This is a genomic window from Sorangium sp. So ce1036 (assembly GCF_051369805.1).
GTDB lineage: Bacteria > Myxococcota_A > Polyangia > Polyangiales > Polyangiaceae > Sorangium > Sorangium cellulosum_F.
This window is the reverse complement of record NZ_JBBMOX010000001.1, coordinates 8,932,458-8,950,985: the sequence shown is the minus strand read 5'-3', so window position 1 is coordinate 8,950,985 and position 18,528 is coordinate 8,932,458. Positions and strand designations below refer to the sequence as shown.

Genomic DNA, 18,528 nt, shown 5'->3' with positions numbered 1-18,528 from the left:
CCCACCCGGAGGCGGCTACGGCCCTCCCGGCGGAGCCCCACCCGGCGGCGGCTACGGCCCTCCCGGCGGAGCCGGCTACGGCGGTCCTCCCGGCGGCTTCGGCGCTCCCGGCGGCGGCTACTCCCCGCCTCCCGGCATGCAACCGCCGTATGGCGCCCCGCCGGGGGGCGGCGGCGGCAGCAGCACGGACAAGATCCAGCGGTTCCTCAAGCCCGCCCTGCTCGGCGGCACCGTGGGCGGGGTGCTGTCCAGCATTCCCCTGCTGAACCTCCTCAACTGCTGCTTCTGCCTGCTCAACGTCGCCGGCGCCGCGCTCGCGGTCTCGCTCTACCTGAAGGAGCACCCGAACGAGCGCCTCTCCAGCAACGACGCGGCGCTCTGCGGGGCCCTCGCGGGCGTCACGGCCGGCGTCATCACCGGGGTCCTCGACATCGTCATCAAGCTCGTGTTCGGCACCCTCCTCGCGGGCCTCTACGCGACCTTTCCCCCGGAGATCGCCGAGAACCTCGCGGTGACCGGCGTCACGGCGGTGTTCTACATCCCGGGCTACGCGATCACTTACGGCGCCATGGGCGCGCTCGGCGGCTTCGCGGCCATGCAGTTCCTCTTCAAGGACCGCCTCGCCCCCTGAGCGTCCCGGCCGACAGGACCCTCGACGCATGGTCACCGCCCGTCCCCTCGACGCCCTCCGCTTCCCGCTCCGCACCGCCGGCTTCGTGGGCCTCACCTTCGGCATGTACGGCCTGCTCGAGGTCGACACCGCGCTCTCCGCCGCCGCGGAGCGCGAGGTGGTCCTGCACACATGGATGCGCCGCTACGGGCGCGCGCTCCTCAGGCTGTACGGCCTCGACGTGCGCGCCGGCGGTCCCTTCGTCGGCGCGCGCGCCGGGGGCGTCGCCGACGGCGCGGGGCGACGCGCCGCCGGTGATGCCGGGTACCATCCCGGCCGCGACGCAACCGGCCTCGGGCGGCTGTTCGTGATGAACCACCGCTCCGCGCTCGACATCATGATCACGCTCGCCTTCTTCGAGGCCACCATCGTGAGCCGCGCCGACCTCGCCGGCTGGCCGGTCATCGGCATGGCGGCGCGCCGCGTCGGGACGCTGTTCGTCGACCGATCGAGCAGGCGCAGCGGCACCGCGGTCGTGCAGGCGATGAGCTCCGCGCTCAGCCAGGGCCGTGGTGTGATGGTCTACCCCGAGGGGACCACGTTCTCCGGGGACGAGGTGCGGCCGTTCCGCGCGGGCGGCTTCACCGCGGCGTGCCGTGTCAGCGCCGAGATCGTCCCTGCCGGTATCGCCTACGGCGGCGCGGAGTCGTCCTACATCGACGAGTCGTTCACCGCGCACATGGCCCGCGTGAGCCGTGCGCGACGTATCCCCGTGGCGCTCGAGGTCGGCGCGCCCATCGCCACCGCGGGCCAGGACGTCGACGCGATCCGCGAGAAATCGCATCAGGCCGTCCAGACGCTGGTCCATCGCGCCCGCGCGCGGCTCGGCTCCGACATATAGACCGTCACACTCGGCTCCGGCGCCGCTGGCTTCTGAGATCGGCCCTCGCTACGATGCGGCCCGCCGTCGATCATCATGGAGCGTGAAGGCAGCAACCCTCCCCCGGCCGCCATGCCCTGGCAGGTCCCGACGCAGTCCCGCGGTGGAGCGATCCATAATGAACTGATGTTCCTTGCGGACGCGAGCGAGCAGCTCACCGGATCGCTCGACCCGCACACGATCCTCGAGCGGCTCGCGCGCCTCTCGGTGCCGTTCCTCGCGGACTGGTGCACGGTCGATCTGATCGAGCGCGGCGCCGCGGACACCATGGGCCTCCTCGATCCGCTGCCGCCGTCGCCCTACGGGGATGGGCCGCCGTTCGCGCCCGGGGTGAGCGCGCTCGATTTCACGCCCGCGCCGGCGGGCAAGCCGCCCGCGCGCCCTCCGCGCGCGGGGGCCGCGCCCGGGCTGGACCGCCAGGGCTTCGCCGACGATCCCAAGGGCGGCCCTCAGGGCGCGTCGAAGAGCGCGTTCTGCCGCGTCGCCGCGAAGCACGTGAACCCCGGGCGCGAGGGCCTGCTGCGGGCGATCTCGCCCGACGCCGAGGAGCGGCTCGGCATCGCCAAGGTGCTGCACAGCGGCGAGTCGGAGCTGCTCCACGAGCTCGACGGCGAGGCGAGCGACGAGGCCAGGGAGCGCGCCGCCGCGCTGGAGCAGCTCGGCACCCGCTCCGCCATGGCGGTGCCGCTCATCGCGCGCGGCCGCAAGCTCGGCGTGCTCTCGTTCGGCGTCTCCGAGTCGAACCGCATCTACTCCGCCGACGACCTCGTGCTCGCGGCCGAGCTCGCGCACCGCGTGGCGCTGGCGCTCGACAACGCCTACCTCTACCGGAAGGCGGAGGAGGCGCGCCAGTCCGCGGAGCGGAGCGCGGACCGCGCCGCGTGGCTGTTCGCCGTCACGGCCGCGCTGTCCGACGCGATCACGCCGCCCGCGGTGCTGCGCGTGCTCGCGAGCGACGTCGTCGCGGCCGCCGGCGCGATGACCGCGATGGTGGCGCTGCGCGCCGGGAGCGGCGGCGAGCTCGAGACGGTGCGCTCGACGGGCTACCTGGAGGCGCAGATCGCGCGCTTCAAGACGTTCGACATCAGCGCCGATCTGCCGCTCGCGCGGGCCGTCCGCGAGCGGCAGCCGATCTTCCTGGAGTCGGACGAGCGCATCGGGCGGTTCGAGCCGGGCTTCGTGGCCTGCTGCGCCGCGACGGGCGAGCACGCGTACGCCGCGATCCCGCTCTTCCTCGAGGGGCGCGTGCTCGGCGCCGTGGGCTTCGGCTTCTCGATGCCGCAGTCGTTCTCCGAGGACGACCGGGCGTTCATGCTCGCGCTGGTCCAGCAGAGCGCGCAGGCGCTCGAGCGCGCGCGCCTCGCCGCGCTGCAGACGGAGGAGGCCACGCACCTCTCGCACGAGGTGCTCAAGCAGATGCCCGAGGCCATCCTGGTCACCGACCTGGAGGGCAACATCCGGTACTGGATGGGCGAGGCCGAGTCGATCTTCGGCTACCTGTCCGAGGAGATCGTCGGCAAGAGCATGGCGCTGCTCCACCGCGCGGATCTGCGGGAGGAGTTCACGGGCCGGATCCTCCAGCAGATCGCGGACTCGCGCACCTTCGTCGGCGAGATCCCGTGCGTGCGGCGGGACGGCTCCGAGGTGCCGATCGAGGTCACGGCGTACGCGGTGCACGACCAGGAGGGGCGGCCGCTGTTTTTGGTCGGCATCCACCGCGACATCACCGATCGCAAGCGCGCCGAGGAGGAGCGCGCGCGGTTCATCCGGGTGCAGGCGGCGCGCGCCGAGGCCGAGGAGGCGGCGCGGCGCTTCGCGTTCCTCGCCGAGGTCTCGACGGCCCTGGCCGCGTCGCTCGATTTCACGGCGACGCTCCAGTCGCTCGCGCGGCTGGTCATCCCGGTGCTCGCCGACTTCTGCCTGGTGGACGTCGACGACGGCCTCGGCCTGCGGCACGTCGCGGTCGCGCACGTGAGCCCGCTGAAGGAGCCGCTGCTCCGGTACTTCCACCCGAGCCGCGTCGACGGCGAGCCGGGCCCCGTGGCGCGCGTGCTGCGCACCGGCCGGTCCGAGCTCTACGCGGACGTGCGCGGGGACGTGCTGCTGCACGACGCGATGACGACCGACGAGGCGGCGGCGAACCGGGAGCTCGCGCCGCTGTCCTACCTCGTGGTGGCGCTCCGGGCGCGGGGGCGCATCCTCGGCGCGATGTCGCTGGTGTCGTCCGAGTCCGGGCGGTTCTTCGAGCAGGCCGACGTCGCGTTCGCGGAGGAGGTCGCGCACCGCGCCGCGCTCGCGCTCGACAACGCGCGGCTGTACCGCGAGGTGCAGGACGCCAACCGGCTGAAGGACGAGTTCCTCGGGACCGTGTCGCACGAGCTGCGCACGCCGCTCAACGCGATCCTCGGCTGGGCGAGGATGATGCAGGCCGGCTCGCTCGATCGGGTCGCCGAGACGCGGGCGCTGTCGGCGATCGAGCGCAACGCCGAGCACCAGGTGACGCTCATCGACGAGCTGCTCGACGCCTCGCAGGTGGTGACGGGCACGCTGAAGATCGAGCGGCTCGCGGTGGAGCTGACGCTGCCGGTGCAGGCGGCGGTCGAGGCGATCCTGCCGTCGGCGGCGGGCAAGGGGGTGGCGATCGAGACCACGCTCGATCCGGAGGGCGTGTACGTGGAGGGCGATCCGGCGCGCCTGCAGCAGGTCGTGTGGCACCTGCTGTCGAACGCGGTGAAGTTCTCGCGCCCCGGCGGGCTCGTCCAGGTGCACCTCTCGCAGGACGAGCGCTTCGCCGAGATCAGGGTGAGCGACGACGGCGAGGGGATCTCGGCGGACTCGCTGCCCCACGTCTTCGAGCGCTTCCGGCAGGGGGACAGCAGCAGCAGCGGCGCGCGCCACCACGGCGGGCTGGGGCTCGGGCTGTCGATCGTGCGGCACCTGGTGGAGCTGCACGGCGGCACCGTGCGCCTCACGAGCCCGGGGCCCGGGCGCGGGACGACGTGCGCGGTGCATCTGCCGCTGTCGACGGGGGCGACGGCGACGGCGCTGACGAGCGCGGGCATCGCGCCCGATCCGCGCAACCCGTTCCCGCGGCTCACCGGCGTGCGCGTGCTCATCGCGGACGACGATCCGGACACGCTGGCCATGCTCTCGTCGGTGCTGCGGCGCTGCGGGGCCGAGGTGAGCACGGCGACGTCGAGCGTCGAGGCGATGAAGCTGCTCGAGACGTCGGAGCCGTCGCTGCTCGTGGTCGACATCGGGATGCCGGGCGAGGACGGCTACGCGCTGATCCGCAAGGTGCGCGATCTGCTGCCGCGCAAGGTGGGGCGCACGCCCGCGCTGGCGCTCACGGCGTACGCGCGGACCGAGGACCGGGTGCGGGCGCTCGCGGCCGGGTTCCAGATGCACGTGCCCAAGCCGATCGAGCCGATCGAGCTGGCGGCCGCGGTGAAGAGCCTCGCGACCGGGTTGTCGCCCTGGTCGCGCGAGGACTGAGCCGGAGACGGAAGCCGCGCCGGGGTGGGGCTGTGCGCGGCAGCGCGCGGGGGGCGCTCGGCCATCCGCCAAGACAGGGGCCGGGGCGCTTGCGCATGAACCACCGCCCGGCATGTCTCACTTCGGGCCTTGCCTCCTGAGACGTTTCGTCGCGCGCCACACGAGGCGCGCCTGAGACGTGGTGCCCGCTGAGACCTCATGGCACCTCGTTCGGTGCTCCACCGCGCCCCCCGCGCGCTGCCGCGCACACCCCCACCCCGGCGCTCACCGCCTCGTCGAGAGGGGGTGAGGGGAACAGGGGAAGAGGGGGAGAGGGCGGTGGTGGAGGATCGATGATTGACTGAAGGGATCACGGCCTCGTGAAGGGCCGTTGTGCGTGCGCGAGCCGCGTGGATGAGGGGGGAATCAGGTCAGCGGGTGGGCACGAAACGGAGGGAGGTGAGGCGCAGCAGCTCGCCCTCGCCGCCCGTCACCTTCAAGTAGACGTCATGCGTGCCCGTGGTGGGCTTGACGTCGCACGTGGTCGTCGTCCACCTGTCCCAGCCGCCAGTGCCAGGGACCTTGCAGGTGCCGATGGCCGAGCCGCCGGCCAAGGGGTCGAGCCAGATCTCCACGACGCCGCCCTCCCCGGCGCTCGAGGTCCGGAGCTCGACCGCCTTCGTGCTCACACGGCCGCCGCCCAGGCCGACGCTGCCGTACATCGCCCAGTCGCCATCCTCGAGGCCGCCCAGCACCGGTCCCACGTCCTCCGTCGACACGAGGTCGGTCCCAGACTGCTGGTTCGCCTCGGCGGCCTGGATCTGGGTGAATCCGTCGCGGTAGGTGAACAGGTCGAAATCAGCGCTCTTGTTCGTCGCGAACATGCCAGCCTGGTTGCCTACCCACGTGTGGGCCATCGCATAGAAATGGTCGAGCGCGGAGATGTCAATCTCACGGCCCACCTGGGTCCACCTGACGCCATCCACGCTGAACCAGCCCGTGGCCTTGTGATCGGTGCGGACCAGCTTCAGCCAGACCGCCTCGCCGGGAGGGGCCGCGACCGATTCCCCCTCCACGACCGGCTCGTCCAGCTCGGTGTACGCGTCGCTCGCCGGCTTCACCGCGCGCGAGCGGAAGGAGAAACGGATCCTGTCCTCCTTGTCCTCCATGACGCGCGCAACGGACACCTCCATGATGGCGGGCAGCGTGAAGCCCTCGCCGCTGGTCATCCACGTCGGGGCGGAGAGCACCTGCTCGTCACGCCAGTACCCGTTGCCCAGCCGGACGCCCGCCGCGTCGCCGTCAGCCCTGGGCGTGAACTCCATCTTCACGACCATGCTGCTCGAGCGCAGCGCATCCTTCTGTACCACCCACGTGGTCCGGTCAGCCCCCGGATCGATCCGCAGCCAGCCCGGGCGCTCCGTCACCGAGTACCGGTTCTCCGACTTGTCATAGGTGGTCCAGGCAGGGTCGATCTCGTCCGACGTGAAGTCGTCGTTCACGGGCAGCAGGAAGGGCACGCCGCTCCGCGGCAGCGCGGGCGCCGGCAGGTCGCGCCCCTGGGCCGTGAATTGCGGGACCGGAATGGTCTGACCGCCCACTTCCTGGTCGACCCAGTCGATGGACAGGAGCAGCCCCTCGCGGCCCAGCCCCATCCATTCCCCGTTGCTCCACGTCTTTTCGCCCTCGGCGCCCACGCCGGTGCAGTCGTACGAGTGGGCGAAGGCCCAGGAGGTGCCGTCCTCGAGCTCGAACGGGGCCGTGATGTGCTGCACGCCGGCGTACGGCTCCTCGCCGGTGAGCACGTAGCCGAGCCACGTCCAGTCCTCGGGCGTGCTGTCGACCAGCTTCTTCGACGCCCAGGCGTGCAGCTGTCCGCCGCAGGCCGTGTGGGTCGAGATGAAGTAGTAGTACCAGTCGCCGCGCTTGGTCATGGTCGGGCCCTCGCCCCACTTGCTCCAGTCCGCGTTGCTGAACTCCCCGCAGCCGCCCGTCTCCTGATCCCAGTTGACGAAGCTCATGTCGATGGTCGACTCCGGCAGCAGCATCCCGGTGTCGGGATCGATCTCCGTGACCAGGTTGATGCCGAAATCGTTGGGGTGGTCCGCGTCCCACTTGCACAGGCCGTTCTTGATCAGCATGTACGTCTTGCCGCTGTCGGGATCGACGAACACCGAGTTGTCGGAGCCGGTCCCCCGCTCGTACGCGGTGTCGCTGCCGGGCGGCGTGTAGGGGAAGATGTCGACCTGGGTCGGCTCCGACCACGGCCCCTCGAGGCTCGGGGCCGACGAGAAGTACTGGGTGGCGCCGATGGCGTAATAGACCCGGTACACGTCGTTCGCCTTGACGATGAAGCCGCCCCAGGTGCCCTGGCCAGGGCCGGTCTGCGCCTTGAGCGCGGCGGCGGTCGAGTCGACCACCCGGGTCACGCGCTCCCAGCGCACGAGGTCCGTCGAGCGCAGGATCTCGAAGGCGGGCATCATGTGGAAGTTCGAGCCGACCAGGTAAAACGCGTCGCCTTCCCGGTAGATGTTCATGTCCGGGTGGTCCCCGGGCAGGACCGGATTCTGGTAGGTCGTCGGGTCGAAGGCCGTGCCGAAGGTGGCCGTCAACGTCTTGTCCATGTCGAGGGTGACCGTCACCCGGTTGTCCAGCCCGGTGACGGCGCCGCTCCACCCCAGGAAGTTGTAGCCCGCGGCGGGCGTCGCGGTCACCGTGACCAGGCTGCCTGGCGCGTGCGGGTACGTCCCAGGACCGGGATCGGTCGTGCCCTCGCCGCTGGCCTCGATGACCAGCGTGTAGACCGGATTCTCGCTCTCGTTGCCCCCGCAGGCCGCGGTCAGGGACCCGACCAGGAGGATCGCCATGACAGGCGCGCCGTATCGTTTCATCGTCTGCTCCTCGCCGGCCTCGCGCCAGCGCCACGGTTGTGCCCCGGGGATCGGCGGCGAACGCCTGATCCCCGAGCGCTCATCGGTCGGAAAAATCCATCCGAGTCGGAGTGCAGCCACGGCCCTTACCGGCCGAGGCGGCCCCCGGTGCACCCATACGCACTCCTCATATCGTGCGTCAAACGTTTCTGTCTTGAGTTGATCGTCGCTCGTCCCCGATAGCGCTCAACGCTCGTCGTCCATGCAGCGGCGCCTGTCGGGCGAGCCCCGCGATCGGCCTGGCGCCGGGCCGGCGTCCGAGGTCCCGCGCGCCGTGGGCCTGGGACGCCGAACAGGTTGAAGTTCGTCCAAGCTCAACGGTTGCGTTGCCCGCTGGGAGCCTCCGGCGAACGAGCGGAGGCCGTATGGATGCGGGTGCCAGAGAGGCCGGAGGGGCGCGAGGGAAGGGGGATGGGCATGTTTCCCTATTCCCTTGCGCCATCGCGGTGTTCTCCCGCGTTGGTTGATGTAAGGATGATTTCTGACCAGCCTCACATCGACAAGGCGCCCTCTCTGCCCGGCGCGGGGGGATGACGGCGGGACACGCGCGCGCTGATAAGCGGAGATGGCGTCGCGGGCTTCCGGCCCACCGTCCAGCGGGACCAGGCCCTCCAGGAAGCCCTCATCCCTGGCGTGGCGCAAATCGTCGACCACCTCCGGATGCGGGCGGATCACATCCGCGACGTCCAGGAGCGCCAGCCCCATTTCCGAGGTGATGTTGTTCGGCGCGGACTGCGACAGCGTGTCCGCGGCGTTCTTCTCGCCCAGCCACGCCAGCATCCGTTCGTTGAGCCAGAATGCGGCGTCCATGGCGGCCATGATCACGCCCATGCTCCGTGGATCGAACGAGGACCTCTTCAGTTGCTGGATGTCCTCCAGGATGAAGTCGAACAACGCCGTTCCCGTCCTGGCTCCGATGTCGCGCTTCAGCGCCTCGATCGCGGCCTGGCTGCGCTCGATCAGATCCGCGACGATCGCCGGGTCGTCTTCGACCTGCGCGTCGAGGCCCGCGGGCGCCGACCCTTGCTTGCCCTGGCCGGGAGGCGAGGCCGTCGGATCGCCGGGCAACGGCTCGATGAAGTCTCCCCGCTCGAGGAGGGTCAAGAGGGCGTCCTTGATGAGCGGATCGTGTCGGCCCAGGCCATCCAGGAGAGCGTCCCGGCTGGCCGGAGAAGCCAGCCTCTTCGTGGGATCGACGAACAACCTCCCGCCCGCCGCGATCATGGGTCCAGCGGCGGTCAGCTGGAACAGGGACAGCCCCAGGGGCTTCATGGGGTCGGTCATCATCTGTTGATGGCCGACGGACAGGAAGACGTGGTTGCCCTGATCACCCGCGTCAGGGACGGGATACAAGGTCGTGATGGGCCGGCTCTGGACGATGAAGAACGCCTCGTCGACCAGGCACCATTCGATGTCCTGAGGCTGACCGAAATGCGCTTCGATCCGCCGGCCCAGGCGCTCGAGCCGCACGATCTGCTCGTCCGTCAGCGCGGGCCGGTCCTGCCGCTCGGGCTCGATCGCCCGCTCCTCCGTGCCGCCCTCCTCCACGACCCAGGTGGCCAGCTTCTTGGTGGCGATCGTCTTCTCGATGATCGGGCCGCTCCGCACCTTGTAGCCGTCGGCGCTCGCCAGGCCGGAGACCAGGGCCTCGCCGAGGCCGAAGCTCGCCTCGATGGACGACACCTTCCGGTTCGAGGTGACGGGATCGGCCGTGAACAAGATCCCGGCCGCCTGCGGGACGACCAGCCGCTGCACCACGACCGCCATGTGGACCTTGCGGTGGTCGAAGCCATGTCGAAGGCGGTAGATCACCGCCCGCTCGGTGAAGAGCGACGCCCAGCACCGGCGGATGTGGTCCAGGATCGCCGGCGTCCCGATGACGTTCAGGTACGTGTCCTGCTGGCCCGCGAAGGAAGCCGCCGGCAAATCCTCCGCCGTCGCGCTCGACCGGACGGCGTAAGCAGCTCGCTCTCCGAGCCCGGCGAGGGAGCGGGTGATCGCGTCCTGCACGTCCTGGGGGATGGCTATCCCTTCGATGATCGTGCGGATCTCGGCGCTCAGCGCCCGGATCCCATCGCGGTCTTCCGCCTTCAGACGCGACAGCCGATCGAGCGGCTCGCCGAGCGACGGCGCTTGTCCCATGACCCGCTTGAAGGCTTCGGTCGACACGCAAAAGCCGGCCGGCACGCGGATCCCTTCCTGCCTGGCGAGCTCCGCGAGGCTCGCGCCCTTCCCTCCGACATCCCGGATCCGGGTCCGGTCGACCTCCTGGAAACCAAGCACGTAAGCCTGCATCGGTGCACCTCCCTGCGCGAAGGGCGCCACGATAACACGGCCACCGCCGCCCCCAGCGCGCCCAGCAGCCCGGCCACACCCAGCCAGGCCCGGACGCTCAGCGCGGTGCTGGTGTCTCGCGGCCCGACGACCCGCTGAATGCCCAGCTCGCTCGGCGCGGCGTCTCCAGCGCAGAGGCGCAAAGAGGCGAGAGCGAGGGAGGAGCTGCGTCGCCGCGGCCGCGACGTCGGGCGGCTGACATACTGACATGACACGCCGGGGGCCTTGCGGCGGCCACCGCGCCGTGAAGACAATCGGGCGCAGTCATGCCTCTTCCTTGGTGTCGGTAAAGGTCGGTCGGTGCAGGTCGAGCTGCTGGAGCGGACGGATGGATACGTGGTGGCGACCTGGCGGCGGCTCCTGCTGCTCCTCTGGCGCGGGCAGGCCACCGTCGTCGGCGTCGAGCGATCCCGGGCGCTCTTCCAGCACTGGGCGGAGCGCCAGCCGGGAGGGGCCGTGTTCCTGGTCGTGATCCCCCGCCAGCGCACCGGGCCGCCGGACGAGGCGACCCAGGTGGCGATGCAGCGGGCGGCGAGCGCTCCCGGGGAATACTTGAAGGGCATCGCCACGCTCATCGAGACCGAGGGGTTCATCGCCGCCTCGGTCCGCGCCGTCATGATGCGGCTGCAGGCCCGCGGGACGCAGGGGCCCGCGCCGAACATCTTCCGGACGCCGGCCGAGGTCGCGGCCTGGGCGGCGATGGTGCTGCAGGACCGGGGGATCACGTCCGAGGGGCTGGCGGAGGCGATCCGCGAGGCGCGCGAGGGCTGAGCGCGCGCCCGCCGGTCGATCGCCCTCGGGGCGGCGCGGTGTGCCCGTGACGCCCGAGGAGGACGCGCAACCGCCTCCGAGCTCGTCCGAGCTCCTTCACCGCGGTGGAGATCGGCAGTCCGAGCGCGCGCGCGATCTCGCAGACTCCATGGCCGACCGCGGCGAGGGCGAGCATCTCGCGATCGCGCCGCCGCAGCCGGGCGGCCGCGAGCCGCACGGCGAGGAGCCGCTCGCGCGCCGCCACGAGCTGCTCGTCCTCCCGCGGCGGCTCCGGCCGCGCGCTCCACGGATCGGCGACGGGGATCTCCCGGCGCACCCAGGCGGCCAGGAGCACGGCCACGTCGAGGCCCTTTGATCGGGAGGCTCGTGACGCCTCGCCCCTCGACGGAGAGGCGCTCTCCTTCACCGGGTCACCGATCGCGCATCGCGGGCGCCAGGGCGCCGAGGAACACGCCGCCATCCGGCCGTGGCGCGACGCTGGAGAGGTCCTGTTGCGGGCGCGCCAGCAGCGCGCGCGCCAGCGCGTCGTTCCCGATGGCGCGCGCGGCGGCGGCCATTCTCAGGATCTCCTGCCGGTCGTTCTGCGCGCCGGACATGCGCTGATTTGACCGAGATGTGCCACGAGGACGCGCAGACACGATGATTTCACCCTTCGACGCGACGGGCGTCGCCGGAGGAGGCGGCCTGTCGCGCTCGGGTGAGGTGCCGTTCGCGGGGGAGACGGGGGCCTCGCCGGCCGCCTCGGCCAGCCCCGCCGCGGAGGACACGTGATCTTGCGCGGCCAGGAGAGCGCCCGGCGGCGCCGCGCCCCGGGGGCGAGCGCCGTCATGTCCGGCCAGCAGGAGCCCCGCCGTCATGGCGACGCCCACGACGCTCGCCACGAACGCGCCGCAGGCCTGGGCGGCCGCGCGGGTCCGGAACCGGGGCAGGGGACTCGGCTGCTGCCGTCTCGCCGCGGGCGGCCTCGCCCTCTGGGGTTTCGCGCTCTGCCGCTTCCCCCTCGGCCTCGCCCGCGGGGGCGTTGCCCGCAGCGGCGCCGGCGCCGGCCGTGGCGGAGACGCTTCGCCGCGCGGAGCAGGCGCGGCGCGCGGGGCGATGGGAGGACGCCGCGGCGGCGTATCGGGCCGCGTGGGAGTCGACCGGCGACCGCCGCTGGGCCGGGGAGCTCGGGCTCGCGGAGCTCGCGCTGCGCCGCTACCGGGACGCGGCGGAGCACCTGCGCCTGTCGCTCGGGGCGGAGGATGCGCTCGCGCCCTTCGTGAGAGCTCGGTTCCGGCGAGGGCTCCAGCGGGCCGCAAAGGAGGTCGCCGCGGTTGCGATCGTGGTGGGCAAGCCCGAGGCCGAGGTGTTCATCGACGGCAGGCGCGTCGGGCAGGGGCTCGCGACGTACGTCGTCTATGTCGAGCCCGGCAGCCACGAAGCACGGGCGAGGCTCGCAGGCCACGAGGACGGCGTGGGGCGCTTCGTGGCGCAGCGCGGGGACACACCGGCGATCGGCCTGCCCCTCAAGGAGAGGCCGCCGGTGGCGCGGCCGGCGGCAGCGCCGGGGCCAGGGCGGGCGGCAGGGCCACGGGCCGCGGCGGCAGGGCCGGCGGTCAAGGGGGCGGCGGTCAAGGGGCCGGCGGCCAAGGGGGCGGCGGCCAAGGGGGCGGCGATCGGGCCTGCCGTCCGGGTCGGCGGGCTCGCGCTCACGTCGGCGGGCGTCTTGGTCGGGGCGGGGTTCGCGATCGGGTGGGCGGTCAAGGACGGCGAGGCGAGCGCGCTGCGCGAGGAGCTGCGCAGCGCGTTCGACGATCGAGCGGATGTGGCCTGCAACCCCGGGCGGTCAGACCTTGATGCACGGTGCCTCCAGCTCCGGGATGCGGTCGAAGCCCGCGACGCCCTGGGCCTGGTCGCGCTCGCGAGCTTCGTGGCGAGCGGCGTGGTCGGCGCGGCGGCGCTCTCGTCGTTCTGGTGGGCGCCTGCGCCGGACCACGGCGGCGTCCGCGTGGTCCCGCAGGCGATGGCGCGCGGCGGCGGTGTCCGGATCGAGGGGGCGTGGTGACGGCCCGACGTGGAGGAGGTGCAGCGATGAGGCGGTGCGAGGCGGGGCGGATCCTGGCGGCGCTGGTCGGTCTGGGGAGCGCGGCGGTCGCGATGGCGAGCGGCTGCGGGATGGTCGACGGTTACGACTGCCACGAGCTCATGACGTGCGACATCCTCACCGAGGACGGCACCAACAACGGCACGTGCGGCGGCACATGCGTCGACGCCGACAGCTCTGGTTTCGAAACGCAGCCGCGCGTCGTCTGGATTGGGCCCGCTGCGGAGCAACCCTCGTGCGCGGACGCCTTGCTGGACGGAGGGCGCGGCGGCGAGACCGTGCTGGTGGACTACGAGCACCTCGTCGCCGATCCGGATCGCGATATGCGCTGCGATCCGTGCGCTTGCACCGAGCCCGCGTGCGTGTTGCCGGGCGGCCTGACCGTGACGTCCGGCTGGATGTGCGACGAGAGCCCCGGCGAGACGGTGACCTCGTTCCGCGCGCCGCCCGGCTGGGACGGGGCGTGCGTCGCGCCCGGCGCGGTGGCGCCCGAGGCGTTCGGCTCGTTCGAGGTCGCTCCGGTCACCGAGCGCCCCTGCGAGGTCGCGCCGGCCCTGGTGCCACGAGACGGTGCTCTGCCGAATGAGGGGCAGAGCGCCGTCGTCTGCAAGGGGGGCATCGCGGATGGTCGATGTCGGGGCGGCCAGGTGTGCATGGTCGGTGTGTCGCGCCTCCGGCCGGGCTTTCGCCACTGCATCGTCTCGACGATGGAGGGGGACCACGCGAAGTGCCCGTCCGGCCACGGCGACCCTTCTCGCGTGTTCTCCCAGAGGTTCACCTTCTGGAACGTGCACGACACCCGCCGGTGCACACCGTGCGCGTGCACCGAGACCGCGCCGAGCACGTGCGAGGCGCTCGTGTCGACGTTCGAGGACGAGGCGTGCACCGACCTGCTTGCTTCGACCGTGATCCGACAGCGCGTCTGTCATGATGCCGATCTCGGTTCAGCGCTCGGGAGCATGCGCGCGGAATGGCGGGTCAACGCGCCCGGGAGCTGCGCGCCGACCGGCTCGACCGCTGCCCCGGCTGCGTCGCCGAGCCGGCGCGAGAGAAGTCCTACGTTCGGGTCACGACGGCGAAAGGCGGCCACTGCGCCGACGGGAGACCCCGTGACATCGTGGACGACGTCAGCGGGTTCGTCCTGCCGGTCGGGTGGGATGGGAGCTGCCTGTCCGAGAGGGTGATCGCGGATCCCCCCGCGGAGGAGGCGGACGTGGTCTGGGGGGTCTTCAGTTACTACGAGATACAGCCGAACTGCAAGGTGTCGTTGGCCCCGGAGGACGTGGCGGCCTCCTGGGGGACCGTCGTCCGGGCATGCTCGCGCCACTGGGAGATGGATGAGGTCTGCGGGACGCTCGACATGATGTGCGATCCGCCGCTGGCGCCGGGCTTCCGTGACTGCCTGGAGTATTACGGCGACGAGGCGGTCCCGGAGTGCCCCGCATCGCACCCCGAGCTCGTGCAGGCCCATGACGGCCTGACGGGGTGCACCGCGTGCGGGTTCGAGGAGTCGGGCGCGCGGGAGACGACGCTGGCGCTCACGTTCTACGCCGACGAGGGGTGCACGCAGCCCATTCCCGCCACCGGCCTCGAGGTCGAACGAATATGCTACGACCTGCCGCCCGGCTCTGTCGTGCGGAGCATCAGCGCGAGGCGCACCGTCGAGCGCACGGCCACGCGCACGGCCGTCGGTGGCGAGCAGGAGGGCGAGATCGCGCCGGGAGAGGTGGTGAACCTCTGCTGCGGACCGAAAGCGTGAGCCGAGCGCCGGGCGCCTTGCCGCGCTCATCCCCGCGGGGGGAGAGGATGCGTTGAGGCAATCGCTGCGACAGGCGGGCACCGTCGATCTAGCCCCGCGGTGGGGGATGCGGGCGTCAGCCGGAGCAGCTCGTCGGCTCGCGCTCATCAACGCCTGGATCCCGTCCGCGAGCTTCTCCTGCCGCTGCCGTGACGCGCGCCGCGAAGTACGGGGTCGTGCGAGCGACGGGGTAGGAACTCGCTGGAGGACCTGGATTGCCAATCGGTGTCCCGAACCGAGTCGGCCAGCGGTGGACCGCGTCTAGCACTGGACGCGGGTATGAGGAGCCGGCGAAGAATATCTACCGCTGTCGCGCCTTCGTGGATCGCCATGTGTATCGCGGCCTGCTGGATGTCACCGCAGGAAGCTACGCATCGGGATGAGGGAGCGATGAGCGAGGACGGGTCCTTGGGCCACGCCGAGCATGCCGAGGAGACGGAGGCGGTATTGCCGTCGTGGGTGCCGAAGATCGTTCGATGCAAAAGGTCCGAATGGGGCATGAGGTGCATGGACAAATGCGCGAATGCGGGTAGATCGTGCCCATCGAGACTTCCACATCCACATGGCCGTACTCCGGAATATGGAGACCTGATGCAGTGCAGGAGATACGGCTTGGTGCGAAGTTGGTGGTACCATTGTCCGAACGGAGAGATCTGCGTATTCGCGCCGCTCAGGAGATATTGTCGCGTTGAGGGCGGCGGAGGGTGACGAGTTGCATCCACCTGTCGCGCATGCGCCGAGCGAGATCCATCGCCATCCATACCCAGCCGGGGCCGAACATCATCTCCATGCACTGATTCGCCAACTGGCAGAGCTCGGATGGCCGCTCGCCTCCCGCCAACGCGACGGAGCCCATCGCGTGGAGTCTACGCATCCGGTCGACGTCATCGATGGTAATCGGCCTGGATGTCCACAGACGCCCGCCTACCTGCTCCATCATGGCCCACTCGACTGCGGCCATGGTGTTCTCCCAGGCCGAGGCGTCGACGCCCAAGTCCGCATCGCCTCGGGCGATCGCCGTTGAAAGCGTGCAGACGTACGCGGCGACGAACATGTCGGCCTCAGAGATCCAGGAAAGCACCTCCTCCTCCTCCGACATTTCGTCATCGGACTCGTCGATCTCCTCGTCAGTCATGCCTGGATTGTACCAGAGCGCGCGCGTCGGCGAGGTGGAGCGCGTCACACGCGTCGCTGCTCGTGGTCGCTGCGCTTCAGCGCGCCCGCGCGCCCCAACCCGAGGTCGCCAGGGCGCCCGCATGCAGTGCGAGCCGGAGCTCCCGCCGGGCTTCCGTGACTGCCTGCCGTATTCCGGCGAGGAGGAGTTCCCGGAGTGTCCCGAATCGCATCCCGCGCTCGTGCAGGCCCATGATGGCGTGAGGGGGTGCACCCGGTGCGGGGTCGAGGCGTCGGGCGCACGGGAGTCGACGGAGACGCTCACGTTCTACGCGGACGAGCAGTGTACGCAGCCGATTCCCGCCGTCGGCGTGGAGGACGATGACTGCTTCGACCTGCCGCCCGGCTCTGTCCCGCGGAGCGTCAGCGCGACGTCCACCGTCGTGCGTACCGCCACGTGCACGGCCGTGGGCGGTGAGCAGGAGGGCGATCGCGAGACGAGCGGCGCGCGCCGAGGCGTCATTCCGCGTCCTGCGCGGCGCCCTCTCCGAGCCGCTGGAGGCGCTGCTCACCTGCGTGGTCCTCCACCACGACCCAGGGAGCGAGCGGGTCGTACGCCGTGACACCCCACACCGGCAGCGGCGCCCAGATCGGCGCAGGTGGTGCGGGCGGTGAACGGTGAACGCTGGCGATCACGCGGCCGCGGTCTTCACCGATCGGACGCGGGACGCGATGATCACCGACACCCAGGGTTGCCAGCGACAAGGACAGCACGGTCTTGACGTGCAGGTCGACTTTCACAGCGGCGTGAAGGAACCGCTCGATGCTGCTCGCGCTGAGCCCTACGCGCTCGAGTTGCCTGCGAGCCCTCATCGAATGCGACCGCTCCTCCGAGCGCGTCGTCGTCAAGTGCCCCTTCGCCTTGCCTTCTGTGCACGCGTCGACGCCCGCCGATTGCCTCATACTGATACTATTCCGGCCAGCGACCGCAGATTCTCACGTGTTCGTCGTCGGCTCACCCGAAACATCTGAGCTTCGTGGGCCCATGTAAACGATCACCCTACGTTGGTGCTCGGTGGAAGCGGCATGCCCGCGGCCCGGGAATCGACGAATTTGCCTTATAAAATGAGGGGATCTGTCAGGGCGCCGACAGCACGGGCGCGCCGCGGGGGCGCCCCCTCGGCCAGGCATCATCTCCTCCAGGTAGAAGCGCCGCGCGAGCTCGGGACCGTCGCCGTCCACCTGGTCGAGCACGGAACCGCCGCCGGCGAGCTCCTCGGGCGCGGGTCTGGTCTCGTTGCTATCGCGACCCCGAGCTCCTCGAACGCGGGCTCGACGCCGCAGCCCCTCATCGACCGCGGAGCGGCCGCGGCGTCGAGGAGGCCGCCGGCGAACTCGGAGCGGCCGCGCAGGTCGAGGGTGACGTTGGGCGCTGGTGACTGGACACCGGTGCTCAGGGCCGGCGAGCTCAGGGCCGGCGCTGGCGAGCTCCTCGAGCGCGGGCTCGGCGCCGCGGCCTGGTCGACCCCGGAGCGGCCGCGGGCGCCGGCGAGCTCGGGGACGTCTCGGTCCCCTGGCCGAGCGCGGAGGGGCCGCACAGGTCGAGGGCCACGTCGGGCGCTGGTGACTGACCGTTCGTCGACCAGTTGGTTGACGAACAGCTAGGGGGAGAAGCGGGCCAGCAGCAACGGACGCACTGGCAAAGGCTTTCGCATCGTCACAGGCCCCATCCGATACGCCCTATTCCAGCCTGTCGCCCGACGATGCGGTGTCGAGTCGGCTTAGGTAAGGTGTGCCTCGTGCATCAAATTGGCATACCCATGCGCGGTCAGCATCATACGCGGTAGCACCTCCAATAGATACAGGCGGGGCCGCTTGCACACTCGGCAGCGCCTCGAGGATCTCCTCGCTCCCCGCACGCCATCGAAACGACCATCTCGTCATCTCGGAAGGTCTTGGATGATGCGCGTTTCGACGTTCGATGACACGGCCTCGCGTATGGCGATACCACTCATTGAGCCGTTTGGCCACGTACAGATCTCCCGTGTGTGAAAACCATGCATCGAGCTCAGATTTGGCGTCGATTGCGTTGGCAAATACTCTAACCGGGGAGAGCCACTCTTGCGATAGCTGTCGCAGGAGGAGCTCGTCAAAGCGCGATAGTAAGAGCCCATGGCCTGCCCGTCGGGGAAAGAGTCCGGCGTGATAGCGCCCAAGGTTGGCCAACTGCGGGTGGAACATGCTCCCAGATGCACAGAACCTAGAAAAGGCGGCAGGTGAGCGGCGGCACCACAACTTCCAGAGCGTAGCCGCGAGAGTTGTCGCGAGCTTCGACCATTGGACCACGGGCGGCTTGCGTAGCAGAGCATCCGCGACATTGAGGGACATGGCCCTGCCTGGGCCGGGCCCCTGCGGAAATGCTCCGGCGGCCTCTGGGCTGAGATCAACGACGAACACCGTGCGCCCGCCCTCGAC

At 70.9% G+C, this 18,528-nt stretch carries 13 protein-coding genes and 1 pseudogene; 9 read left to right on the top strand and 5 right to left on the bottom strand.

The genetic code is table 11. The features are described 5' to 3' along the window. The first annotated feature begins 136 nt into the window (after positions 1-136). From WMF31_RS33595 to WMF31_RS33585, 3 genes are all read left to right on the top strand, one after another. Positions 137-631, top strand: a complete 495-nt coding sequence (locus WMF31_RS33595; RefSeq protein WP_129345104.1) for a hypothetical protein — start codon at positions 137-139, stop codon at positions 629-631. Positions 632-659: 28 nt separating this feature from the next. Next, complete coding sequence (locus WMF31_RS33590; RefSeq protein ID WP_436605856.1) at positions 660-1,511, top strand: lysophospholipid acyltransferase family protein; 852 nt, start codon at positions 660-662, stop codon at positions 1,509-1,511. 165 nt (positions 1,512-1,676) lie between these two features. Next, positions 1,677-5,045, top strand: coding sequence for a GAF domain-containing protein (locus WMF31_RS33585; protein ID WP_436605855.1), 3,369 nt, complete (start codon positions 1,677-1,679; stop codon positions 5,043-5,045). A gap of 410 nt (positions 5,046-5,455) precedes the next feature. Here the strand turns inward: WMF31_RS33585 and WMF31_RS33580 are convergent, their stop codons facing one another. Both WMF31_RS33580 and WMF31_RS33575 read right to left on the bottom strand, forming a co-directional pair. Beyond that, positions 5,456-7,915, bottom strand: a complete 2,460-nt coding sequence (locus WMF31_RS33580; protein ID WP_436605854.1) for a family 43 glycosylhydrolase — start codon at positions 7,913-7,915, stop codon at positions 5,456-5,458. A gap of 594 nt (positions 7,916-8,509) precedes the next feature. Then, positions 8,510-10,249, bottom strand: a pseudogene (locus WMF31_RS33575) (phosphoenolpyruvate synthase); the annotation flags it as partial. Positions 10,250-10,588: 339 nt separating this feature from the next. On the opposite strand from WMF31_RS33575, the gene WMF31_RS33570 reads away from it, so the two are divergent. Next, positions 10,589-11,059 (top strand): hypothetical protein, encoded by a 471-nt coding sequence (locus WMF31_RS33570; protein WP_436605853.1) that lies wholly within the window; start codon positions 10,589-10,591, stop codon positions 11,057-11,059. A 148-nt stretch (positions 11,060-11,207) separates the two neighbouring features. Next, positions 11,208-11,414, top strand: coding sequence for a hypothetical protein (locus tag WMF31_RS33565; RefSeq protein ID WP_436605852.1), 207 nt, complete (start codon positions 11,208-11,210; stop codon positions 11,412-11,414). A gap of 55 nt (positions 11,415-11,469) precedes the next feature. On the opposite strand, the gene WMF31_RS33560 is transcribed toward WMF31_RS33565, so the two are convergent. Beyond that, positions 11,470-11,655 carry a hypothetical protein gene (locus WMF31_RS33560; protein ID WP_436605851.1) on the bottom strand — a complete coding sequence of 62 codons (186 nt, stop codon included), beginning with the start codon at positions 11,653-11,655 and terminating at the stop codon, positions 11,470-11,472. Between the two features lie 43 nt (positions 11,656-11,698). Here WMF31_RS33560 and WMF31_RS33555 point away from each other — a divergent pair, with 43 nt between their 5' ends. From WMF31_RS33555 to WMF31_RS33540, 4 genes are all read left to right on the top strand, one after another. Beyond that, a complete protein-coding gene (locus WMF31_RS33555; RefSeq protein WP_436605850.1) occupies positions 11,699-11,830 on the top strand; it encodes a hypothetical protein in 132 nt (43 codons plus the stop codon). A gap of 277 nt (positions 11,831-12,107) precedes the next feature. Beyond that, positions 12,108-13,103, top strand: a complete 996-nt coding sequence (locus WMF31_RS33550) for a hypothetical protein (RefSeq protein WP_436605849.1) — start codon at positions 12,108-12,110, stop codon at positions 13,101-13,103. Between the two features lie 26 nt (positions 13,104-13,129). Next, positions 13,130-14,326 (top strand): hypothetical protein, encoded by a 1,197-nt coding sequence (locus WMF31_RS33545; RefSeq protein WP_436605848.1) that lies wholly within the window; start codon positions 13,130-13,132, stop codon positions 14,324-14,326. Next, positions 14,260-14,901: a hypothetical protein gene (locus WMF31_RS33540; protein WP_436605847.1), complete on the top strand. Its 642-nt coding sequence runs from the start codon at positions 14,260-14,262 to the stop codon at positions 14,899-14,901. Before WMF31_RS33545 ends, WMF31_RS33540 begins: the two co-directional genes overlap by 67 nt. 709 nt (positions 14,902-15,610) lie before the next feature. Here the strand turns inward: WMF31_RS33540 and WMF31_RS33535 are convergent. Both WMF31_RS33535 and WMF31_RS33530 read right to left on the bottom strand, forming a co-directional pair. Next, the gene (locus WMF31_RS33535; protein ID WP_436605846.1) at positions 15,611-16,075 is read right to left on the bottom strand and encodes a hypothetical protein; all 465 of its coding nucleotides are present in this window, start codon (positions 16,073-16,075) and stop codon (positions 15,611-15,613) included. Positions 16,076-16,572: 497 nt separating this feature from the next. Then, positions 16,573-16,854 carry a hypothetical protein gene (locus WMF31_RS33530; protein WP_436605845.1) on the bottom strand — a complete coding sequence of 94 codons (282 nt, stop codon included), beginning with the start codon at positions 16,852-16,854 and terminating at the stop codon, positions 16,573-16,575. Positions 16,855-18,528: the final 1,674 nt, after the last annotated feature.